Genomic DNA, 15,241 nt, shown 5'->3' with positions numbered 1-15,241 from the left:
TGTGTTTCCCTGGTGGACCGCAGCGCTCTCTGTGGCGAGGGGGCTACTGCTCCTCCTGCTTCACCACCACGGTACAAGTAATCCCCGCCGCCAGCAGTACACCCTCCGGCACTTCATCGATATGGATGCGTACCGGCACTCGCTGGGCCAGGCGCACCCAGTTGAAGGTCGGGTTGACGTCGGCGATCAGTTCGCGGCTTTGCGGGTTGTCGCGGTCGTAGATGCCGCGGGAAATGCTTTCGACATGGCCCTTGAGCACTTCGCCGCTCATCAATTGCATATCGGCTTTGTCGCCGACCCGTACGTGGGGCAGTTTGGTTTCTTCGAAGAAGCCATAGACCCAGAACGAATTCATGTCGACCACGGCCATTTTTGCTTCACCGATGCGTGCGTAGTCACCACGATGGACGTTGAGGTTGGTGACGTAACCGTCCACCGCGGCCAGCACTTGGGTACGTTTCAGGTTCAGCTGCGCCGCTTCCAGTTGCGCCTGGGCATGCTGGTAATCGGCCAGGGCCGAGTCAGCAATGTTGCTGGCGTCGTCGCGGTTTTCCCTGGAGATGACCAGGCTGTCCATGTCGGCGCGACGATGGGCGTTGACTTTGCGCATCTCCCAGGTGGCCTTGCGTGAAGCCACCAGCGACTGCGCCTGTTTCACCGCTATCTGGTAATGCTCGGGGTCGATCTGCATCAACAGGTCGCCCTTTTTAACCTGCTGGTTGTCACGCACCGGGACGTTGACCACTTCACCGCTGACGTCGGCGGCGACATTGATGATGTCGGCGCGCACCCGGCCGTCGCGGGTCCAGGGGGTGTTCATGTAGTGCACCCAGAGGGTCCGGCCGATCCACAGGGCGAGGGCCAGCACCAGCAAGGTGGCGAGCAGGCTGAAAAGCTTTTTCATCAGGTCGTTCTCAACGGTAAACAGTGAGCGCCAGGGCGCCGAAGATGCAGGTGAACAGGCTCAGGCGCAGCAACGCCGGGTGCCAGAAAAAGCGGTACAGATCGAAGCCTGCCAATAACCGGTCCAGAGCCCAGGACAGTGCCGCTGCGATAAAAAACATCAGGGTCATGGTGGGCATGTACACGCCGTGGAAGGCGATTTCACGAGGCATGTTCTAGTCCTTGGGGCTGGGTGGGCGCAGCGAACGCCGCCAGCGGTGATTGCGGGTCGAGTAATGAGGTGCGGATAAAATGCAGGTAGCTCTTCACTCGACGCAGCGCGGAAGTATCGAAGTGCGGCGCGAAGGGTTCGTCAGTGGCCTGTACCTGGCTGATGGCGTGGTCGACGGCGATCAAACCGCGTTCGAGGTTGTTTTGGCTCGGCTGGATAAACAACCGCACCAACGAACGACCCATGACCCGGATTGCCTGGCGCCACGGTTGGGATTCGGCGTAGGCCGGATGCACCGGGAGGATCGCCTGCTCCTTGCGTAACTCGATGATCGCGTGGCCGACTTCCAGCACCACGAACATCCAGCGCAGCAAGTCACGCTGCACCTGGGGTTGCCCGGCGGCCAGGCCATAGGCCTGGTGCAGCAGATCCCGGGTGCGGCTTTCGAAACCCGACCCCAGCCCCTTGAGCTTGCCGCTGATGGCGTACACCACCTGTTCGCGCAAATCCTCTTCCAGCCGACGCCATAACCAGCGGCTGTTGGGCGGCAGAATGATCGCGCCGGCCGCAGCGCAGACCAGCATGCCCATGACCATGGCGATGTAGTCGTTGATAAAGGCATAGGGGTTGTAGACGGTAAGGTTGTCCGGCACCGAACCGGTGCTGAAAAAGATCAGCAGGCCCAGGCCGACCCCGGCGTACTGCGGGCGCGAGGAGAGGAACGAGCCGAGCACGATCACCGGCGCAAGCATCACGCAGAGCAAGGGGAAACCGTCGATCCAGGGGAAGACGAAAAACATTTCGACAAAACCCACCAGCGCACCGATCAAGGTGCCACAGGCCATCTGAATGGCCATGCGCTTGGGGTTCGGGGTGGCCGCCGACAGACCGACCGTGGCGGCGGCGATCAGGGTCATGGTCGCGCCGCTCGGCCAGGCAGTGGCCACCCAGTAACTGCCGAGCACCACCAGGATGAAGGCCGCACGAATCCCCGAGGCCGCTGATGCCAACCAGTTGGTTTGCGGTGTAAAGGGTTCGTCCCATTGCTCGCGGTGGTGGCTGTGTTCGGCCAGCGAGGCATGGGTCTGTGCATAACTGTGCAGATCGTCGACGAAGCGGTAGAGCAACTCATAGGCCGTGTGAAAATCCAGCTGCTCGGCGTCACTCGGCTCACTCTCTTGAAAGAGCGTGCGCAGGCTGCGCACCCGAGCGGGCAAACCGTCTTTATAGATCGCCAGTTGCGTGGCCAGGCGTGCCGCATCGGCACTGGTCAGCGCCCGAGCGGAAAAACCGTCGAGCACTTCGGCCAGGTCCTGCAAACCGGGCTTGATCGCCGCCACTGCCTGCTCGGTGCCACTGCTGCGCAAACGTTCGAGCAACTGGTGCAAGGCATTGAAGCGGGTGGTGATGCCCATGAATTCGCTGTTCAACCGACTGAGCCGGCCATTGCGCCGCCGCATGTGCGGGTCCTCGAACACAATGACGCTGCGCAGCCCTTCGAGGCCGACCGCCTCGGCGATAAAGCGCACGTTACTGCTTTCGAACGCCTCGCGCTGGCTACGGCCGCGCAGGCCATCGGTGACGAACAACGCGAACACCCCGAAGCGTTGATACAGCGCATTGCGCATCGCCGCGCTGGCGGTTTGCGGGAGGATCGCGGCGCTGACCAGGGTGGCGCAGAGAATCCCCAGGGAGATTTCCAGCACCCGCCACACGGCGGCCATAAAGGCGCCCTCGGGATGGGCCAGCGCGGGCAAGCCGATCATCGCCGCGGTATAACCGGCCAGCACAAAACCATAGGCGCGAAAGTTGCGATAACGCGCCGCGCCAGTCGAGCAGATGCCGACCCAGATCGCCAACGTGCCGAGGAACAGTTCGGTGTTCTGGGCGAACAGGGCAATCAGCGCAACCATGACCGCCGACCCGGCCAGAGTGCCGAGGAAACGGTAGAAGCTCTTGGCGAATACCTGACCGCTCTGCGGTTGCATCACGATAAACACCGTGATCATCGCCGTGCGCGGTTGCGGCAGTTCCAGGCGCATGGCCAGCCACAGGGTCAGGAATGCGGCGATCAATACCTTGAAGATATAGACCCAGGTCACGCCGTCGCTGCGTGCCCAGTCGTAAAAGCCACGGCGCCATTCAAGGGAATACAGCCAGCGCAGTGGTGCGGGCAAGGAAGTCATGAAATCCTGCTCAGTGAGGAAAGACTTGAGACAAGCGAGAAAACTGTGGCGAGCGAGCTTGCTCGCGCTGGGCTGCGTAGCGGCCCCAAAATGCGGGCAGCCACCGCCAATGTTGTGAGTGCTGCGCACTCAAGCGCGAGCCAGCTCCCTCGCCACAAATGCGGGTGTACCTGAAACATCGCGCTCAATTCGAAATGCTCTTAAGAAGAGCCGGGGTTTTCGGTACAACTGTCTGGCTGTCTTGCGGCACATCGTTGCCCGCACCGAGTCCACCGCCGAGCGCCGTCACCAGTTCGGCGTGGGCACTGAGGCGCGCAGCCTGAACTTGCTGCTGGACTTGCTGCTGCTTGAACAACAAGGTCTGGGCATTGAGCACATTGAGGTAGTCGGTGAGCCCGCGCTGGAAAGCGATCATGGCGATGTCGTAAGTCTTCTGTGCCGAGGCCACCGACTCGGCGGCAAAATCTTGTTGCTTGTCCATCGACTCACGGCGGATCAACTGGTCGGAAATGCTTTTCAGCGCGTTGACCAGGGTCTGGTTGTAACGGGCGACGGCTATGTCGTAACCGGCCGAGGCTTCACCCAGTTCCGAGCGCAGACGGCCGCCGTCAAAAATCGGCAGAGAGATCGCCGGGCCGACGCTGTAGTTGAGCTTCTTGCCGGTCAGGAACTCCAGGGCGCCACCACCGGTGGCCATGAAACCAAGGCTGCCGACCAGATCGACGTTGGGGTAAAAACCGGCGTGCGCGACATCGATGCCCCGCGCCTGAGCCGCGACCTGCCAGCGACTGGCGACCACATCGGGACGTTGACCCAGCAGTTCGGCGGGCAAGGCTGAAGGCAGCTTCAGTGCTGCGCCCAGCGACAACGTTGGCCGTTGCAACTGCGCGCCCTCCCCCGGACCTTTACCGGCGAGCGCGGCGAGCTGGTTGCGACTGAGGGCGATTTCTTCGTCCAGTGCGTCCAATTGCCGATGGGTTTCCGGCAACGGCGTTTGCGCCTGACTGACTTCGAAGTGGGTACCGATGCCGCCGTCCAGGCGCTTTTGCGCCAGGTCGAGAATCTGATGTTGCTGCTTCAGAGTGGCGTCGACAATATCGCGCTGGGCGTAATGCAGCGACAGCTGGATATAGGCGCGGACCAGGTTGTTCTGCAGCTCCAGCTGGGCCATGCGCGCTTCGGCGACGCTCATGTGGGCCATGTCCACGGCACGTTCGGTGGCGTTGCTTTCACGGCCCCAGAGGTCGAGGGCATAACTGAAGCCCAGCGCGGCATTGTTGTCCCAGGTGGTGGTATTGGCCAGTTCACCGGGGCCATAGAATTGGTCGGTGGGCCAGTTATGGCGCTTGAGTGTCGAGTCGCCATTGATCTGCAACGACTCGGCCGATTCGGTAATCCCGGCCATGGCCCGGGCCTGACGCACCCGGGCAGCGGCCATGGCCATGCTCGGGCTGCCTTGCACAGCGAGGTCGATCCAGCGATTCAGTTGCGGATCGCCGTAAGCCTGCCACCACGGGGCGGTCGGCCAGTGGGCATCCCGCGCGGCGCTCTGGATCGCCTCGTCGGTGGCCAGGGTATTGGCGGCGAGTGTCTTGCCCTGTGGGGCAATTCCTCCGGTTCCGATGCAGCCGCTGATTGCTAACGATAAAGCCCAAACACTGAGAGTCTTCAGCTCTCTGTTGATACGACGCGGCACTGCTGCAATTTCCTGGAATGGGGGGGACTCCGGTAGGAGCTGCCGCAGGCTGCGATCTTTTTGGCGCCATCGAGGGCGCTGAAGATCAAAAGATCGCAGCCTGCGGCAGCTCCTACGGTGGAGCAATTCTAGGGGGCGGCCGGGATCGCGATAAGCCGGGAATTTTGCGAATCTTTGTTACCGTTAACGCGATAATCCGTTGGTTGAATGCCAACCGCCTGTTACTTCGTGTCACAATTTGCCATCTGCCTCGAGAGCACCCCATGGACACTTTGCAAAACATGCGCGCCTTCAGTTGTGTGGCCGAAGCTGGCAGCTTCACTGCCGCCGCCGTGCAGCTGGACACCACCACCGCCAACGTCTCGCGCGCGGTCTCCACCCTTGAGGCCCATCTGCAAACCCGCTTGCTCAACCGCACCACCCGGCGTATTGCGCTGACCGAAGCCGGCAAACGCTATCTGCTGCGCTGCGAGCAGATCCTTGCCTATGTCGAGGAAGCCGAAGCCGAGGCCAGTGACGCCCATGCGCGACCGGCGGGACAGCTGAAGGTGCATACCATGACCGGCATCGGTCAGCATTTCGTGATCGACGCTATTGCCCGCTATCGCAAGACCCACCCGGACGTGACCTTCGACCTGACCATGGCCAACCGCGTACCGGATCTATTGGACGAGGGCTATGACGTCTCCATCGTGCTGGCCAGCGAACTGCCGGATTCAGGCTTTGTGTCCCAGCGCCTGGGTATCACTTACAGCATCGTTTGCGCCTCCCCGGCCTATGTCAACGCCCATGGCTGCGCGCACAAACCCAGCGATCTGCTGAACCACGCCTGCCTGCGTCTGGTGAGCCCGGTGATTCCGCTGGAAAAATGGACATTCGACGGCCCCGAAGGCCAGGAAATGGTCACCATTAACAGCTCGCCGTTCCTGGTGAATTCCGCCGATGCCATGAAAACCGCGATCACCAGCGGCATGGGCGTGGGTGTGCTGCCGGTCTATGCGGCCATCGAGGGTCTGCGCAATGGCACCCTGGTGCGGGTAATGCCCAACTACCGCTCGCAAGAGCTGAACCTGTACGCCATCTACCCCTCACGCCAGTACCTGGATGCGAAGATCAAGACCTGGGTCGAGTACCTGCGCGGTTCGCTGCCGGAGATTCTGGCGGCGCATCAGACGGAGCTGACGGCCTATGAATTGAGCGGCAGTTTGAGTGGGGCGCGGTTGGCTAATTAGAATTGTGTCGCCGCCAAAAGATCGCAGCCTGCGGCAGCTCCTACGGGATTTGGGTTCGCTGGAGACCTTTTCTGTCCTCGCGCAACCCCCACCAAGAATGATAGCTTGCTTGGCATTCTCCTCCGCCCGACGAGCCCTTCTCCATGAAAAAGACTGTACTAGCCTTCAGCCGCGTCACCCCCGAAATGGTCGAACGCCTGCGCCAGGACTTCAACGTGATCGTGCCCAACCCAAAACTGGGAGACATCAGCGCGCAATTCAACGAAGCCCTGCCTGATGCCCACGGCCTGATCGGCGTCGGCCGCAAACTGGGCCGGGCTCAACTGGAGAAGGCTGCGAAACTGGAAGTGGTCTCCAGCGTCTCGGTCGGTTACGACAACTACGATCTGGCGTACTTCAATGAACGCGGGATCATGCTCACCAACACCCCCGATGTGCTCACCGAAAGCACCGCCGATCTGGCTTTCGCGCTATTGATGAGCAGCGCCCGACGCGTCGCCGAACTGGACGCCTGGACCAAGGCCGGGCAATGGCAGGCCACCGTCGGCACGCCGCTGTTCGGCTGCGATGTGCATGGCAAGACCCTGGGCATTGTTGGCATGGGCAACATCGGCGCGGCTATCGCCCGCCGTGGGCGACTGGGCTTCAACATGCCGGTGATCTACAGTGGCAATAGCCGCAAGGTAGATCTGGAACAAGAGCTCGGCGCGCAGTTGCGCAGCCTCGATCAATTGCTGGCCGAAGCCGATTTCGTCTGCCTGGTGGTGCCCCTCAGCGAAAAAACCCGACACCTGATCAGCCATCGCGAACTGGCGTTGATGAAGCCGGGCGCCATCCTCGTGAATATCTCCCGGGGCCCGGTGGTCGACGAACCGGCACTGATCGAAGCCCTGCAAAACAACCGGATTCGCGGCGCCGGGCTGGATGTCTACGAGAAAGAGCCGCTGGCCGAATCGCCGCTGTTCCAGCTGAAAAACGCCGTGACCTTGCCGCACATCGGCTCGGCCACCCATGAGACCCGCGAAGCCATGGCCAATCGCGCCCTGGCCAACCTGCGCAGCGCCTTGCTCGGTGAGCGGCCGCAGGATCTGGTCAATCCACAGGTGTGGAAAGCTGAGTAATGATAAAGGCACGCCTTTGCGGGCGTGCCTTATCAATGACGCCTCATGGCTGATCAGGCCAGCTTTGCGCTACCCGTCATGCTCCGTGACCGGGGCTTGCGAAACACCAGCACATTCCCGAGCATCACCAGCACCAGTCCGACCAACGCCGGCGCAGTCCACTGATACCCCTCAACGAATGCCGAGACATTCAGCGCCACCACCGGAAACAGCACGGTGCAATACGCCGCCCGTTCCGGCCCCATGCGCCCGACCAGGGTCAGGTAGGCGGTAAAGCCGATCACTGAGCCGGGGATGACCAGATACAACAGCGAGCCGACGTAGCGAGTGTTCCATTCCATCTCGAAGGGAATGCCTTTCACCAGACAGTACACCGACAGCATCGCTGCCCCGTAGGCCATGCCCCAGGCATTGGTGGTCAGGGGTTTAAGACCCGCCTTCTGTTGCAGGCTCGACAGCATGTTGCCGGCAGAGAAGCACATCGTCCCGAGCAGCGCCAACCCCAACCCGAGCAAGGTTTGCGGGCTAGCGGTATGGCCGACCAACTCCGGCCAGAACAGCAAGCCCAGACCGAACAAGCCAAGGGCGCCGCCCATCAGCACGTTGCGAGCGATTTTCTGCTTGAAGAACACCCGGGCATTCAAGGCATTCCACAGCGTCGCGGTGGAAAACACCACGGCGACCAGGCCGCTGGGAATCCATTGGCTGGCGTAGAGGAAACACATGAAGTTCACACAGAACAGGCACACACCCTGGGCGAGGCAGATCAGGTGGCCACGCCGATTCATCACCTGCAAGCGACGGCTGAGCAGCAGCATGACGAACAGTACCAGCGCCGCCAGGCCGAAGCGATAGACGATCGACACGGGAATCGCCACCACGCCCAGTTGCAGCTTGAGGGCGATCCAGGTGGTGCCCCAGATCAGCACGGTGAGCAGGTATAACGAGATGTTCATGACGAGGGCTCCTGAATATGGCGATCAGTCTCAGGCCATGGCGCCCTGGCGCGCTTGCATAAACTTGCGCTTTTGTCGGAGCACCAGCTCACAGCGCCAGAGCGACGGAGTAGGATGCAAGGCGTTGGAGAAAACGATCATGCCCACACTGGAAAACCTGCAAGTCTTTCAAGCCCTGAACCGCTCGCCCCATGCTCGCCTGGAGCACAGCGCCGAGCTCGGTGACGGCATGGCTGCAGCTCTGTGGAGCAACCATCACGACGCCCAGGACTATCAGGCGCCGAGCCATCACACCTTGTCCTGTTACATCGCCGGGGGCACCGGGACCTTTCGCCGTGAGCATCCCGACATCAAGGGTGGCCCGGACAAGCTGTGCATTCTGCCGGCCGAACATCAGTCCGCCTGGGTGATCAATGGCGAAATCCGCCTGGCTCACCTGTACTTCAGCCCGGAACAATTTGCCCTCGGCTGCGTCACCCTGCTGGACCGTGAACCCCGTGAACTGCAACTGCAGGAAAGTACTTTCCTCGAAGACCCGACCCAGGCCCGGCGGTTTCGGCAGTTGATCCAGCTCAACTGGGACGAACCCGGCGAGCGCCTTATGACCAGCAGCCTGGCCCACGAGTTGCTCAGCCATACCTTGCTCAGCCAGGTCGGCCTGCGCCAGGGTTTGCGTCTCAAAGGTGGCCTGGCCGCGCATCAACGGCGGCACCTGGTGGAACATATCGACAGCCAATTGGCCGAGCCGATCAGCCTCGGGCAGCTGGCGGGGTTGTGCGCGCTGTCGGAATACCACTTCGCCCGAATGTTCCGTGAAAGCTTTGGTTTGCCACCCCATCAGTACCTGTTGGCGCGGCGCCTGGCCCATGCGCGGCAGTTGCTGCGCAGCACTTCACAACCGCTGGGCGAGATTGCCCTGGCCTGCGGTTTTGCCAGCGCCAGCCATTTCACCAATCGCTTCCGGCAGGCGGTGGGTGGGACGCCCGGGGAGTATCGGCAGGCGTTTTTGCGGTAAGTCAAAAGATCGCAGCCTGCGGCAGCTCCTACGCAGGTTCAATTCCCCCATTGCGCCAGGGCAACGGCCACTTTGTCTTCCAGCGCTTTGATCCGGTCGCCATCGACCAGGTAATTATTCGAGACCATGGCGAACACCAAGGATCGGCCATTGGCGCTACTGGCATAACCGGACAACGATGAGACAGACTCCATCGTGCCTGTCTTGGCGTGCAGGTTATTTTCGGCCGGCGTGTCGCGCAGGCGATTGCGCAAGGTGCCACCGAGCATCCGCTGCGGATTGCCGGCAATCGGCAGTGCGGCGTACCAACTGTCGAACCTGGGCTGTTTGCGCACAACCAGCAACACGTCAGTCAGGCTTTGCGTGGAGATCAGGTTACGCCGCGACAAACCTGATCCGTCGACCTGGATCAGCCGCTCATTGTAAAGCCCCTGACGCTGCAGGAAGTCGTTGACGGCCGCCACACCGGCGCTTGCCGTACCGGCATTGGCGGTCTTGCGGCCCATGGCTTTGAGCAACACTTCGGCGATGCTGTTATTCGACAGTTTGAACAAGGGCAATAGCAACTGAGCAAGCGCCGGTGATTCATGACTCACTAACGCAATAGCGCCTGGCGCGGTGACCCCTCCGATCAAGGTCTGGCCGCGAATCTCGATCTCCTGCTCAGTCAGCGCCTGCTGGAAAACATCCGCGACCAACCGGGTCGGTTCCCAGACGCTGACCCATTTACGACTTTGTTTTCCCGGCGCCAAGGTGCCACTGACGGTTAATCGATTTGTCCCATGTTGGCGGTTCACGGCAATGCTGTTGCTCGGCCCGACCGTCGCCCGATTGAGCAGCGTCAGTGTGCGGTTTGGCGGACTGATGCTGACCAGCGCCGGCTCACCATCAATCGCTGGCGCATTGACCGTGACAATCACCGTACCCGCATCGAAATCCTCATCAGGCGAAAGGCTGAGCGCCGAAATTTGTGCACCGTAGTACTTCTCCTCATCGTCATGGGCCCAGTCGACGCCGAGTCTGGTGGCATCGAATGCAGTGTCATCGAACACCAGATCGCCGTTGACGCTTTTGATGCCCTTGCGCGCCAACGCCATGGCCAGATCGCGATAGTCCTGTGCCTGAATGCTCGGGTCACCAGAACCTCGAAGGTAGAGGTTGCCGTTCAGCTGATCGCCCAGCTGCTGGCCATTGCTCAGCAGCTGCGTGGTAAATCGGTAATCGGCGCCCAGCACATCCATTGCCGCAGCCGCGGTCAACAATTTAAGGCCCGAGGCCGGCAACAGGCGTGTATTGCCATTGTGCTGAAAAAGCGTCGCACCGCTGTTCGCATCGCGAACGGTCAAAGAGCTGATCGCGCCATCCAGGGCCGGATCAGCCAACACGTTTTCGAGGACCCGGGTCGACTCGGCCTTGGGGACAAGGGCGCACGCACTGAGCAATAAACTCGCCGCAAGCACAAGCCCCCTGGTGCTGATACGTTGTCCTGTATTCATTAAAAGTCCTTTTTCCTTGCTGATCCTGATAACCAGAAAATACCGACTGACGATCGCCCACGGCCAACGACCGCAGCGACTGGCGTGGTTCTTCATGAACCAGCGCCTGGCCAGATAACAATCAACGCATTCCCGGTGTCAACGAAGGACTTTCCTTGAAATCATTTCCACGCAAACAGCTCAACGCGGGGGCCTGAAGAAGTAACTGTCTGAAACAGGTTCCTGACCTCAAAACTCCAACGTACTCGACAACGTCACCTGCCGCGAATCGCCCATGGAGACAAAGAACCGACTGGCCGCCGAGGTGTAGTAAGTACGGTCGAACAGGTTCTTCACATTGAGCTGGAACTTGACCCTTTGCCCTTCGACCTGAGTGTCGTAGGTAGCGAAGGCATCGGCCACGGTATAGCTTGGCAGGTCGAAGTCATTCACCGCGTTACCGGCCCGTTCGCCAACATACCGCGCACCGGCCCCCACTCGTAGCTGGTCGCCGCCGAGTATGCGGCCGAAGTCGTAGACCGCCGACAGCGAGCCACTGTTCTTTGCCACGTTTTGCAGGCGTTTGCCTTTGTAGGTCGGGTCTTCGGTAACTTCGGCATCGGTGTAGGCGTAGCTGCCGATCAGGCTCCAGCGATCACTCAACTGCCCGCTCAAGTCCACTTCCAGCCCCCGGGAGCGCACCTCGCCGGCGGCGCTGTAGATCGTCGTCGGGCCTTCGGAATTGGCCACCAGCACGTTGCGTTTCTTGATGTCGAACAGCGCGATGTTGCCAGTGATGCGGCCTGGCATGTCGAGTTTGGCACCCAGTTCCCAGGACTTGGCTTCTTCCGGTGCGACGGCGCCGTCGAGTACAACGGTGCTGCCGCTCAGCGGGGCGATGGTCGAGTTGGGTTTGAACGACTCGGTGTAGCTGCCGTAGAACGACAGCTCATCGGTGTAGCGATACACCAGGCCGGCGCGCGGCACCCATTTCTGCCCGTTACTGTCGGTGTTGGCCTTGAACGGCCGGCCCTTGCCAGCGTACTGGTCGTACTCCTGGAAGCGCGCACCGCCCACCAGGATCCACTGATCGGTGAGGTGGATCGAGTCCTGCAGGAACACTGAATCGCTGCGCAGCAAATCGGTCTGGGCACTGTCGGCCGGGCTGACGCTGCTGCCCGCGACTTCGCGACCGTAGACCGGGTTTGTGTAGCTGAAGGTGGTCTGGCTTTTCTGGCGGATCAGGTCGGCGCGGTAGATCTTGCGGTATTCGTCATCGATACCCAATACCAGGTCATGTTGCATACCGGCGACATCGACCTTGCCTTCAAGGCTGGCCGTGGTGAAACGGTCTGTAGTGATGGCGTCCTGGGTGCCGTCCATGCTGCGGGTCAGGGTCCCTGCCCGGGTATTGATGGCCGTGACCCGGACCTGACTGGCGTCGTAGGTTTCACGGTTCCAGCTGTAGCCGAAGTGGGCGTTCCAGTTGTCATTGAGCTGGTGGTCGGCTTCGAAGTGATACAGGTCCGAACGCCCTTCCATGTTGTTGAACGGCTCATCCAGACGCCGCTCCCGGGGAATGTCCAGCGGATGATTGGTATCGGGGTCAATCGCCGTGCCACGGTCGAACGGCGAGAGAAATTCGCGATGTTCGTAAGCAAACAACAGCGTGGTGCTTTCACCAAACCAGGCCAGGGACGGCGCGATCAGGCTCTCGCGGTGGGTGCCGAAATTGCGCCAGTAGTCTTCGTCTTCATGGTCCAGGACCATTCGATAAGCCAGCCCCGAATCCCCCAGCGCGCCGGTGCTGTCGAGGCTGCCGCCGCTGCCATTCTTGCCGTCGCCATAAGTCGAACCGCGCACCGTCAAGGCGTTGTATTGCGCCAGTTCAGGCTTCTTGCTGACCATGTTCACCACCCCGCCCGGGTCTTGAATGCCATAGAGCAAGGAAGCCGGCCCCTTGAGCACTTCGACCCGATCCACCGAGGCGTTCAGACCACGGCCCTGCACCACCGGCATGCCGTCGCGCATGATCGAACCGTTGCGATTGTCGCCAAAACCCCGGGTCATCACCGAATCCTGAGTGCCGCCCAAGGTGTTGCCCTGGGTGATGCCGCTGACATTCGCCAGCGCGTCATCGAGATTGCGCGGCGCCTGGTCACGGATGACCTGGGCCGGGATCACGTTGACGGTCTGGGGGATTTCCAGCAGCAACGCCTGCGAGCGCATCACCGAACTGGTGGGCGGCGGCTGATAGCTCATCGGTTGCTGGACGAACGAAGTGATGGTGGTCGCCCCCAGGTTCAACGCGCCTTCGCCAGGCTGCGGTTCAAGGGCCAGGGTGTGGGCGTCGGTCTGGCGAAAGGTGAAACCCGAGTTGCTCAGTAAACGCTGCATGGCCTGCTCGGCACTCATCGGGCCGCTGACCGCAGGCGCCGTGATGCCGTAAGGCGCTTCATCGGTGTAGACCACGCTGATGCCTGTGACCCGGCTGAAGTCGCTCAATGCCTGGGGCAGCGGCTTGGCCGCGATGGCAAAGTTGAACTGCGCGCGCTGCTGCATGCTGCCTGCATCCGCGGCCAGGGCCACGCTCAGTGGTAACAAGGCCAAAGCCGAAACGGCCAATGCCCCGGCACCGAACCATTGTTTAACCGAACCGCTTGCCGCCGACTTTGCCCTGGACTTCATGCTCATGACCTGTGTGTAGAAATACTACGGATGCGAATGAATCGCACTTTCAAGCACTACACGGATGTCGAGCGGGTTTACCTCACCAGATAGGTGAAAATATTTCTTTGGATCGGTCGGCGTAGAAGCTGCCGCAGGCTGCGATCTTTTGATCTTTGGCACCATCCAATCAACGCAAAATAATCAAACGCCCCAACACACTATGCTGTTCAAACCCCAACACCCCCTGCAACGAATTCAACACCGTCTGCGGATCCTTGCTCGGAAAACTGCCACTGACCCGACGGCCAGCCAGTTCCTCATTGAGCAGCACAATCCGCCCCGGGTAGTAACGCCCCAGATCTTTCACCACATCGGCCAGTGGCGCCTTGTAGTAATTCAGCCAGCCCTGACGCCAGGCCAACTGCGCTTCGCTGTCGACCGCATGCAGTGGTTGCGCCGAACCCGCGGCATAGGCCACTTGCTGGCCGGCCGTGAGGATTTGTTGCGCTGCGCCCTTGTCAGCGCTCACCCCGACCCGACCCGAAAGCACTGTCACCTGGGCGCCCGCCGGCTGCAGCCGTACCTCGAACTGAGTGCCGAGCACTCGCGCCTCGCCCCTTTCGGCGGCGACCACGAACGGTTCGCCGGTGTGGGTCACGCTGAAAAATCCGGCACCGCGACGCAGTTGGACATGCCGTTCTCCCTGGCTGAAATCCACGGCAATCGCGCTGTCGGCATCCAGGGTGATCCGCGATTGATCGGCCAGGGTGACGGTGCGCACTTCACCCGGCGCCGAGACATAGTCCGCGCCCAAATCATCGATCCAGCGCGATGGCTGCCAGCCGCTGCCCAGGGAAATCATCAGCAGCAAACAGGCGGCCATGGCCAGGGCACCGGACCAGCGTCGCAGCGAGGTGCGCCGGGAACGGTTCATGGCGTTGAGATAACCCTGCAAGGCGAAGGCCTCTTCCTGTGCCAGTCTGCTCGCCGGGACTTCGCTCAACTCCCAGAGCACCTGGGCCTGGGCATAAGCCTCGACGTGGGCTGGATCGGCCTGCAACCAATGGCTGAACGAGGCCTGATCGCCGCTGCTCGGCTGATCATGCAATAAGCTCAGCCAGGCCAGCGCGGCCTGTTCCTGGGCGGGCGTCGGGGTGACGCGGGAGGTATTGATCACGGTGCTTTCCCTGGCGTGCGTGGTTTCGACGGTTCTCGCAAGCTCGCCTTGCAGGCCTCGAGGGCGCGCATCATATGTTTTTCCACGGCGCTTTGGGACAGCCCCATGGCCTTGGCGATCTCGGCGTACTTGCGGCCATGAATGCGATTGAGCAAGAAGATCTGCCGCGTGCGCTCCGGCAAACTGCGCAACGCCGCTTCGACATGGCGCAGGTCATTGCCGGCCTCGAGCGCCGCTTGCGGTTCGCTGCCCTGGTTGTCCTGCTGCTCCGGCAGCCAGCCTTCGTTGACCCGCACCCGCGCGCCTTCGCTGCGCAAATGGTCAATGGCGATGTTGCCCGCGCAACGCAGCAAATAGGTACTGAGTTCTTCGACCTGCACCAGAGGCCGGCGCCAGAAGCGCAGAAACAAATCCTGCACCAGATCCGCCGCCGTCGCCCGACAGCCCACCCGGCGACTGACCAGCGCTTCCATCTGCGGACGCTGGGATAAAAACACCTGCAGGAAATGTGCACGCCCACCCACGGCTTCAGCGCTAATGGCATTCTCGGATTCGGGGGGCTCAGGGACTCTCGAAGGCTGAATCATCGAAGACTGGCT

General features: G+C 61.3%; 12 protein-coding genes. 3 read left to right on the top strand and 9 right to left on the bottom strand.

Going from position 1 to position 15,241, the window contains the following annotated elements; genetic code table 11:
- Positions 1-43: 43 nt before the first annotated feature.
- From AC3IUA_RS05585 to AC3IUA_RS05570, 4 genes are all read right to left on the bottom strand, one after another.
- Entirely contained in the window at positions 44-904 is an 861-nt protein-coding gene (locus AC3IUA_RS05585) for an efflux RND transporter periplasmic adaptor subunit (protein WP_489359513.1), read from the bottom strand.
- A gap of 10 nt (positions 905-914) precedes the next feature.
- Positions 915-1,115, bottom strand: a complete 201-nt coding sequence (locus tag AC3IUA_RS05580) for a DUF1656 domain-containing protein (RefSeq protein ID WP_489359512.1) — start codon at positions 1,113-1,115, stop codon at positions 915-917.
- Positions 1,105-3,300, bottom strand: coding sequence for an FUSC family protein (locus AC3IUA_RS05575; protein WP_489359511.1), 2,196 nt, complete (start codon positions 3,298-3,300; stop codon positions 1,105-1,107). The genes AC3IUA_RS05580 and AC3IUA_RS05575 overlap by 11 nt, the downstream gene beginning before the upstream one ends.
- A gap of 184 nt (positions 3,301-3,484) precedes the next feature.
- The gene (locus AC3IUA_RS05570; RefSeq protein WP_489359510.1) at positions 3,485-4,996 is read right to left on the bottom strand and encodes an efflux transporter outer membrane subunit; all 1,512 of its coding nucleotides are present in this window, start codon (positions 4,994-4,996) and stop codon (positions 3,485-3,487) included.
- A 263-nt stretch (positions 4,997-5,259) separates the two neighbouring features.
- On the opposite strand from AC3IUA_RS05570, the gene AC3IUA_RS05565 reads away from it, so the two are divergent.
- Together AC3IUA_RS05565 and AC3IUA_RS05560 are read left to right on the top strand one after the other, a co-directional pair.
- Entirely contained in the window at positions 5,260-6,228 is a 969-nt protein-coding gene (locus AC3IUA_RS05565) for a LysR family transcriptional regulator (RefSeq protein WP_489359509.1), read from the top strand.
- A 143-nt stretch (positions 6,229-6,371) separates the two neighbouring features.
- Positions 6,372-7,349 carry a 2-hydroxyacid dehydrogenase gene (locus tag AC3IUA_RS05560; RefSeq protein ID WP_489359508.1) on the top strand — a complete coding sequence of 326 codons (978 nt, stop codon included), beginning with the start codon at positions 6,372-6,374 and terminating at the stop codon, positions 7,347-7,349.
- Positions 7,350-7,402: 53 nt separating this feature from the next.
- Here AC3IUA_RS05560 and AC3IUA_RS05555 read toward each other — a convergent pair whose 3' ends face one another.
- On the bottom strand, positions 7,403-8,305 hold the full coding sequence (locus AC3IUA_RS05555; RefSeq protein WP_489359507.1) for a DMT family transporter: 903 nt from the start codon (positions 8,303-8,305) through the stop codon (positions 7,403-7,405).
- Between the two features lie 139 nt (positions 8,306-8,444).
- Here AC3IUA_RS05555 and AC3IUA_RS05550 point away from each other — a divergent pair, with 139 nt between their 5' ends.
- Entirely contained in the window at positions 8,445-9,320 is an 876-nt protein-coding gene (locus tag AC3IUA_RS05550; protein ID WP_489359506.1) for a helix-turn-helix domain-containing protein, read from the top strand.
- A gap of 38 nt (positions 9,321-9,358) precedes the next feature.
- Here the strand turns inward: AC3IUA_RS05550 and dacB are convergent, their stop codons facing one another.
- From dacB to AC3IUA_RS05530, 4 genes are all read right to left on the bottom strand, one after another.
- Positions 9,359-10,816: a D-alanyl-D-alanine carboxypeptidase/D-alanyl-D-alanine endopeptidase gene (gene dacB, locus AC3IUA_RS05545; RefSeq protein ID WP_489359505.1), complete on the bottom strand. Its 1,458-nt coding sequence runs from the start codon at positions 10,814-10,816 to the stop codon at positions 9,359-9,361.
- 228 nt (positions 10,817-11,044) lie between these two features.
- The gene (locus tag AC3IUA_RS05540) at positions 11,045-13,483 is read right to left on the bottom strand and encodes a TonB-dependent siderophore receptor (protein ID WP_489359504.1); all 2,439 of its coding nucleotides are present in this window, start codon (positions 13,481-13,483) and stop codon (positions 11,045-11,047) included.
- Between the two features lie 169 nt (positions 13,484-13,652).
- Positions 13,653-14,642, bottom strand: a complete 990-nt coding sequence (locus AC3IUA_RS05535; protein WP_489359503.1) for a FecR family protein — start codon at positions 14,640-14,642, stop codon at positions 13,653-13,655.
- Entirely contained in the window at positions 14,639-15,229 is a 591-nt protein-coding gene (locus tag AC3IUA_RS05530) for an RNA polymerase sigma factor (RefSeq protein ID WP_489359502.1), read from the bottom strand. Before AC3IUA_RS05530 ends, AC3IUA_RS05535 begins: the two co-directional genes overlap by 4 nt.
- Positions 15,230-15,241 lie beyond the last annotated feature (12 nt).

This window comes from Pseudomonas sp. KH_050 (genome assembly GCF_057838875.1).
This window is presented reverse-complemented; position numbering and strand designations above follow the sequence as displayed.